The organism is Deinococcus frigens DSM 12807 (assembly GCF_000701425.1).
GTDB lineage: Bacteria > Deinococcota > Deinococci > Deinococcales > Deinococcaceae > Deinococcus > Deinococcus frigens.
Map to the genome: position 1 here is coordinate 35,484 of NZ_JNIW01000031.1, position 7,885 is coordinate 43,368.

Annotated in this window: 5 protein-coding genes; all 5 read right to left on the reverse strand. The window is 68.1% G+C overall.

The genetic code is table 11. The annotated features are described in order from the left end of the window. Nucleotides 1-127: 127 nt before the first annotated feature. Nucleotides 128-2,332, reverse strand: a complete 2,205-nt coding sequence (locus Q322_RS21770) for a glycosyltransferase (protein WP_051668485.1) — start codon at nucleotides 2,330-2,332, stop codon at nucleotides 128-130. After that, on the reverse strand, nucleotides 2,329-3,333 hold the full coding sequence (locus Q322_RS0111890) for a UDP-glucuronic acid decarboxylase family protein (protein WP_051668486.1): 1,005 nt from the start codon (nucleotides 3,331-3,333) through the stop codon (nucleotides 2,329-2,331). Before Q322_RS0111890 ends, Q322_RS21770 begins: the two co-directional genes overlap by 4 nt. Next, nucleotides 3,330-4,769: a UDP-glucose dehydrogenase family protein gene (locus tag Q322_RS0111895; protein ID WP_084147962.1), complete on the reverse strand. Its 1,440-nt coding sequence runs from the start codon at nucleotides 4,767-4,769 to the stop codon at nucleotides 3,330-3,332. The genes Q322_RS0111890 and Q322_RS0111895 overlap by 4 nt, the downstream gene beginning before the upstream one ends. A 526-nt stretch (nucleotides 4,770-5,295) precedes the next feature. Then, nucleotides 5,296-6,258: a GumC domain-containing protein gene (locus Q322_RS0111900; protein ID WP_156953022.1), complete on the reverse strand. Its 963-nt coding sequence runs from the start codon at nucleotides 6,256-6,258 to the stop codon at nucleotides 5,296-5,298. A 121-nt stretch (nucleotides 6,259-6,379) separates the two neighbouring features. Then, nucleotides 6,380-7,885: NPCBM/NEW2 domain-containing protein (locus Q322_RS21775; protein WP_156953023.1), on the reverse strand; the 1,506-nt coding region annotated here is incomplete at its 5' end.

Here is a 7,885-nt window from a genome sequence, read left to right on the forward strand (position 1 = left end):
CTCATGGGCGGCTGTCCATGACGACCGGCTCTGCTGCCCAGGACCGTGAGGGAATGTTGCCGGGCATTGGGGAGCACGGAAGCTTTCAGGTGTCCTTTCTTCTGATGCTGTCATGCGGACCTATGTTCTAATCCTCCGCCCCACCCAGGTAGCTGCGCAGCACGGCGTCCGCAAACGCCCGGGGGGCGTGGTCCTGCTGGAAGCGGGTGGTGTGGGGGTCAAAGGCCGCCGCGTCAAACTCCAGCACACAGCGGGCCAGCGCCGCCGGGTCCTCGGGGGCGAACAGGTCGCCTAGGCCGTACGCCTCCACCGTCTCGGCCAGCACGCCCACGTCGGCGGCCAGCACAGGCAAACCCAGCGACGCCGCGATCAGCAGCGGCCCGCTCTGGCCCGCGAAGTTGCGCCGGTACGGCAGCAGACAGGCATCGGAGGCCAGAAAAAAGCCCTCCACATCCTCGTCTGGAACATGTTCCAGGCGCAGGTGCAGCCGGTCCATGACGCCCAGCCGCTGTCCGCTCTCGCGCAGCGCGTCGGCATCGAAGGCGCGGGTGGGGCCGACCACCAGCAGGTGAACGTGCGAGGGCAGCAGCGCCAGAGCCTCCAGCGCCAGATCACTGCCCTTGTCGTGCCGGGTGCCGCCGAAGGCCAGTAAGACGGTGGCTTCCGGCGGAACTTCCATCTGCTGGCGCACCATCTGCCGGACGTATCCGCGCCCCTCCGCCGGGGTTTGCGGCAGCGCGGTGGGGTACGGCAGGGCGTCCAGCAGTCCAGCCTGAATCCCCCGCGTCAGTGCCCTGGAATGCATCATCACGCGCACGCCCAGCGCCCCCAGCGCCCGCAACAGCAGGCGGTGGACCTGCTGACTGACCCCCCCACCCTGGAATTCCTGCAAGAAGTAGGCCCAGTGCAGCGTGGCCCGCAGCCGGGGCGGGCGGTTCATCTGGCCCAGGCGCGCGGCCAAGAGCGACAGCACGAAGCTGTCCAGCCACAGCAGATGCGCCGTGTCCGCCCCCACCCCACCGGCCATTCGCAGCGCCGCACGCAGGAACCGCAGATTCACGCGGTCCCGCGCCAGGCGACCCAGACGGTAATACGCCGGGCCACGGTCCGGCCCGCTTCCCGGAAACAGCGGCAGGACGTGTCCGGTGGCCTGCGGCACGGCCCGGCAGACTTCCTCGACAAACGGAACCGGGCCGATCACGTGAACCCGGCTGCCGCGCCCGGTCAGCTCCTGGGCCAGCGTGACGGCGTAGCTGCCGTGGTGCCCGCCGGACAGCGGATCGATCAGCGCCACCGTTTTGATCTGCGGACCTTGAACTGCGGCAAGAGCGGGCCTGGCCGCCGAGACGGATTGCCCCCGCCCCAGCACCCGGTCCAGTCGGGCGCGGGCCTGGCGGCGGGCGTCGGTGGGCAGCGCGGAGTTGGCGACGAACAACCCCAGTTCAAAGGGCCGGGGCCGGGCGGCCAGCAGGGAGGGCAGCAGGGTCAAGGCCGCGCGGCGGTCCCCCACATGCTGCGCGGCGGGCACGATGTGCGAGTTCAGAAAGCCCGCAAAGGCCCGCCGGGTCATGGTGCCGTGCGCCCACATCCGGCGTGCCCAGCGCAGGGAAGCCCGCCAGTCCAGAGTGGTGCTCACCGAGGGGCGCGGTTCCTCGTAATACCAGATGGCCGAGATCTCGGGCACGAAGACCACCTGCACCTCCGGCAGCATGGCGGCCCGCAGCAGCCAGTCCCAGTCCTGATGCTTGGGCAGCCCCGGCGTGAACGGCACGTCCAGCAGCAGCTCGCGGGAAGTAAAGAGCAGCGTGCTGACCAGCCCGCAGGTCTTTTCCAGTGGGCTGCGCCGCGCCAGCATGTACTCGCTGAGGGGTTCGCCTGGGTCCGGCAGGCGCGGCGGCTGGGGCGTGTCGCCGCGCGGGGTCCGCGTGATCCAGTGGCAGGCCACGATGGGGCGGACTCCTGGGTCCTGAACGGTGGCCTGGGCCAGCGCCAGTTGCGCCTCCAGCTTGTGCGGCAGCCACTCGTCATCGTCATCCAGCAGCGCGATCCACTCCGAGCGCGCCGCCCGCACACCGACGTTGCGCGCTTCCGAGCCGCCCACCGGGTGGGGCAATGCGATCAGGCGCACACGGGGATCCTGGATGGTGGCCAGCGCGGCCTCGGTGGCCGGGTCGGGGCCGTCCACCACCACGATGATCTCGATGGTGTCCAGCGTCTGGGCCAGCGCGCTGCGTAGCGCCCGCGACAGCAGCAGTTCGGGCCGCCCGCGCGTGGGCGTGATGACCGAGACCAGCGGGGCGGACACGCTGGCCGTCTTGACTGGCGAACTCATTCTGCGGTGACAGGCGTCCGTTCAGCAGGCTCGGCAGCGGCGGACCCGGACTGGCGGAAGCTCTCCACCGTGCGCGTCAGGCCCGCGCGGAGGCCGACTTGCGGGGACCAGCCCAGCAGCCCGCGGGCGCGGGAGATGTCGGGCTTGCGCTGGCGGGGATCGTCGGCGGGCAGGGCTTCGTGGATGATCTCCAGATCCGGATCGATCAGCTCGCGGATGACCTGCGCGAACTCCAGGATGGTGTACTCGTCCGGGTTGCCTAGATTAACCGGGGCATGCACGGCCCCGGACTCGGGCTGATCCATCAGGGCCACGGTGCCGTCCACCAGATCGGTCACGTACTGGAAGCTGCGGGTCTGTGCGCCGTCGCCGTAGACCGTCAGGGGACGTCCGGCCAGCGCCTGCACGATCAGGTTGGTGACCACCCGCCCGTCGTCGGGGCGCATGCGCGGGCCATAGGTGTTAAAGATGCGGATAACGCGGGTATCCACGCCGTGGCGGCGGTGATAGGCGAAGGTGATGGCCTCGGCGTAACGCTTGGCCTCGTCGTAGCAGCTCCGCAGGCCGTTGGGATTGACGTGGCCCCAGTAACTTTCCGGCTGCGGATGCACCTGCGGATCGCCGTAAACCTCCGAGGTAGAGGCCAGCAGGAACGTGGCCCCGTGCGCGTGGGCCAGCTCCAGCGCGTGCTGGGTACCCTGCGCGCCCACCATCAGCGTCTCAATGGGAAATTGCTGGTAGTGCGGTGGGCTGGCCGGGCTGGCGAAATGCAGCACGAAATCCAGCGTCTGACCGTCGAAGGCGGCGGCCTTGTACGGAATGCCCTCGCTGACGTCCGCCTGAATGAACTTGAAGTTGGGGTGGTCCACGAACAGCGCGGTGTTGCCCGGCTGCCCGCTGATGTAGTTGTCCACCCCGGTCACGGTGTGGCCGTCGGCGAGCAGCCGCTCGGTCAGGTGACTGCCGACAAAGCCAGCGCTGCCGGTTAGGAGAACATTCACCCAAGCACCTGAGGTCCAGCCTGCGTCGGCTCGGTCTGCGCGGGCACGGTCTGGCCCTGGCCGCGCCGTCCGATCTGCTCCAGGACTCCGGTGGACAGCACGCAGCGCAGCGCATTGCGGGTGTCGATCACCAGCGGCTGGCGCATGGTCCGCACGGCCCCGTCCCAGTCCAGCTCGGTGTACTCCTTCCACTCGGTCATGAGCAGCACGGCGTCCGCGCCCATCAGGGCGGCCTCGGCGGAGTCGGCCTCGGCGTAGTTCAGGTGGCCCCACTCGCGGCGGGCGCGCGGCATCGCCACCGGATCGTGCGCCACCACTGTCGCGCCCAGCTCGTTCAGGCGCGCAATGGCGTCGTGGGCCGGGGCGTCGCGCAGATCGTCGGTGTTGGGCTTGAAGGCCATGCCCAGCACGGCCACGCGCTTGCCCTGAAGGCGGTGCAGATGCTTTTGCAGCTTGGCGATCACCAGTTGCCGCTGGCCCTGGTTGACCGCCACGGCGGCGCGCAGGATGGGCATGTCGTAGCCGTATTCCTCGCCGGTGCTGATTAAAGCCGAGGTGTCCTTGCCGAAGCACGAGCCGCCCCAGCCGGCCCCAGCCGACAGGAACTGCCGCCCGATCCGCGCGTCGCTGCCGATGCCGCGCGCGACTTCCTCGATATCGGCGTCCACCCGCTCGCACAGCCCGGCGATCTCGTTGGCAAAGCTGATCTTGAGGGCCAGAAAAGCGTTGGCGGCATACTTGATCATCTCGGCGCTGCTCAGGCTGGTCGCCACCACTTCGGGGCGGGTGTATCCCTGCGGGCGGGGCACATGCGCCGGGGCCTCGAAATCCTGCTCGATCAGCGGGGCGTACAGTTCCAGCAGGCGCGCGATGCCCTGGCCGTCGTTGCCGCCCAGCACCAGGCGGTCCGGGTACAGGCTGTCAAACAGCGCCGTGCCCTCGCGCAGAAATTCGGGGTTGCTGACCACGGTGTACTGGTGGGCCTTGTAGTCCAGGGCGTGCTCCTCGATGATGCGCGCCACCCAGTCGCCTGTGCCCACCGGCACCGTGCTCTTGTTGACCACCACCTGCATCTTGCCGTTCAGGTGCCGCGCCACGTCCTGCGCCGCCGCTGCCAGATAGCGCAGGTCCGGCTGTCCGCCCGGCAGCGGCGGCGTGCCCACGCAGATAAAGATCACGTCGGCGTCCGGGATGGCCGCCGCGTAGTCGGTGGTCCAGCGCAGGCGGCCTCCGCACTCGGCCATCAGTTCGCCCAGGCCCGGCTCGTAGATCGGGAGTTCGCCGCGCACGAGCATGTCCACCTTGTCCTGATCGATGTCCAGGCCCATGACCTGATGACCGAAATACGCGAGCAGGGCGGCGGTGCCCAGGCCGACATAACCGGTGCCCACGACGGCGACCTTCAGGGGGGTATGCAGATTAGGGGTGTGTGGCATGTTCAGAAATCTCCTCGGAGGGTAGGGGGGCAGGGCGGCTCTCGGACCGGCGCACGAACTGGGCGAATGCAAAGGATGGATGGAGCGGTCTCTAGACGGCGAATTTGATCGGGTCAGGCGCGCGGCCCCGGACATCTGGTGGGGTGGCCTGTGGCGTCCGCTTTGGGCTTGAGCATAAGGCCAAATGCCTGCGATCAATTCCCACGCTGCGAGCCTAATCGGTAAGGCGCTAACGAGAAATAAATTTCGGCTGCCCAGCCAGAAGCGCCAGAGGTGGCCGCTCAGGTTGTGACAGACCAGCGACTGGATAGGGAAAATTAACCGTACCCGTCGAATTTTTCCCCGGTCAGAGCGGCCCCTGAAGACTCTGCCTCGCTACTTCTGAACGCTTCATAAAGGGCCTGGTCCGGGGAGGCGCATGCCGGCTGGCGCAAACTCCCCTAGACAGGAGCGGGACCATCAATCTCGGCAAACACAACAGCCGCCGGAAGGACGGGCCTCCGGCGGCTTCGGGCGAAGTGCGGTTTTAGCGCTGCGGCACAGAGGACGTCACATTGCGGGCCTCGCTGGACTCGTGGCGGTACAGGGCCGGGGCGTCTGCGGGCACGCTGCCCCGGTCCGTGGCCACGGCGGTTTCGGTGGGCTGGCGGCGACTGCCCAGCAACACTGCGCCGCCGCCAGCAAACAGCAGGGTCAGCAAAGCGGCCAGCGCCGCCGTGCGCTGGGGCCGGGGGGTCACGGGTCGGGCAGGATTGACCGCCTCGGCGATCACGTCCAGCGTGCCCGACACGCTCTGGCGCGAGGTCTTGATAACGATCAGGTCACGCAAAATGGCGGCGCGGGTCTGATCGTTAACGGAATCGGTGCTGAGACCTCCGTCCTGCGCCGTGCGGTCCAATACATTGAGTTGCAGTTCAAGGGCAATACGGGCCTGCTCTGAGCGGCGCTGGGCGCGCTGGATGTCCCACAATTGCAGCGCGGCGACGCTGGAATTGGCTAGCACGCGGGCCAGTTCGGGGGTGTTGGCGCGGGCGCTCAGGATATAGACGACGCCGCTGTTGGAGTTGCTGGGGCTGTTCGAGTCAGGGGCCACCTGCAATTTCTTAAAGCCGCCCGTGCTCAGCTCAGCCTGAAGGTCAGCCTGCACCTTGGCAACTGTCGCGGGCGCGATCTCGGCGGCCCGCAGGCGGTTGATCACCAGCTTGACCACCGCCGGGCTGTGCAGGGCCTGTTCCAGACCGCCGCGCGGTAGGGGCGAGGGCCGCAATAGGCTATCGTTTAGCGCGTTGTTGCCGCCGCTCTGCTCGGTGAACAGGCTGCTGGTGGCCTCGTAGACCTTGGGTTGCAGCCCGGACAGCAGGTAAGCGCCCACCCCGGCCAGCGCCGTCACGCCCAGGATGGGCAGGGCGGCGCGTCGCAGCAGGTGGATGACCTGCGGAAGTTCGAGGTCGCGGTGGGTGGTATTGGGGTGGGGAGAAGAACTTGGCATCATGCATTTTCCTTTATGAAGCCCGGAGCCTGCTCAGCGTCAGGGCTGGTGGAGACGGACGGGGGCGTGTGGCGGTTGCGGACTGGTGACTCGCGGGCCAATGACTCAGGGAGCCAATGACTCAGGGAGCAGAGGCTGGACTGGCCCGCCAGCCGCCCGCCTGCGTTCCCCCATCACGCGGCGAATTGCCGCCGCTGAAGATGAAGCTGTCCCCGAGGGCCGCCGCCACACCCGACACCCGCACTTTTGGCAGCGGGGTCAGGGAGGTCCAGGTGTTGCCGCGCGGGTCGTAGGCGCTGACTTGACTGGTCGGCACGTCATGCGCCGTCTCGCCGCCCGCCACCACGATGCGCCCGTTCAGGATAAAGGTGGAGTTGGTGATGTGGCTGAGCGCCTGCGGCATGGGGGCCAGCGCCTTCCAGCGGTCCGTGGCCAGATCGTAGACCTCCACGGTGTTCAGCGTGGTCAGGCGCGCGTCGTGTCCGGTCTGACCGCCGATGGCATAGAGCAGGCCGTCCAGCACCGCTGATCCCAGGTGGTTACGGGCCACCGCGAGCGGGGCCGCAGCCTGCCATGCTTTGCCGCCTGCGGCCAGATCCAGCACGTAATGCGTATTCAGGTCACGGGTGCGCTCGGGATTGGTGCCGCCGAAGTAATGCAGCTTGCCCGCCAGATATTCCAGTTGCCCGGCAGCGCTGGGCACCGGCAGTTCTGGCAGGGCCGTGTAGCTGCCCCCGGCGATGTTGTACTTCCAGACCGCCCGCGTGCCGAAGACCTGCGCGGTCCAGGACGTGTTGGCAATATACCCACCCGCATAGTAGATGTCGGTGCCGTCGGTGGCCATGCCGGCGTGGGTTGCGCCCCGGCCAGGCATGGGGACCAGCGCGGTCCAGCGGTTGGTGGCCGGGTCATACTGCTGGGCGCGGTCCGTGGGGGTGCAGCAGGACTTGAGGCTGTCGAAGCCGCCGAACACGTACAGCTTGCCGCCCACCACCTCGCCCTGGGCCTCACCTACCCGCTGAGGCTGGGGCGCGATGTCCGCATACCGGTAGGTGTTGGTGGGCGCGGGCGGGGGCGGCGGATTTGGTGGAGGCGGATCTGGTGGCGTAACGACAGCGAGTTCGCAGGTCACCTGGGCGTCGGCCCAGTCGGCGTGATCGTAGGCGATCCCGTCCCCGGCATTCGTCACCACCAGCCGCAGCTCCTTGACCCCTTCAAGGGGGGCCGTGAGCACCTTCGCTGCATCTGCGCCCGTCATCTTCCCGCTGGCCGTCAGCAACTTGCCGTCCCCGTACACCTCAAACACCACGCTGCCCTTCTCACCCACCTCCTCGTCAATGCCCACAGTCGCGCTGAAGGTGGAGCACTGAGCGTTGAGCGTGTATGTCAGCTCACTGCCCGCATGCACGCCGATGCCTTTTTTGAAAGTCTGGGTGCCGAGCGTGAGGGTCTCACCGTCTCCGCCCTGCTGGGTGCCGTTGCTGCGGTCCAGTTCGATGGGTCCCCAGGCGTTGCGGGCCGCCGCGTAGCTCAGATCGGACAGGAAGTTCTGGCCCTGCGTCAGGGGTCTGGGTTTGGCGTCCGGCTGGCCCACCCAGGGGTACGACTTGCCGCCCGCGTAGGGGTC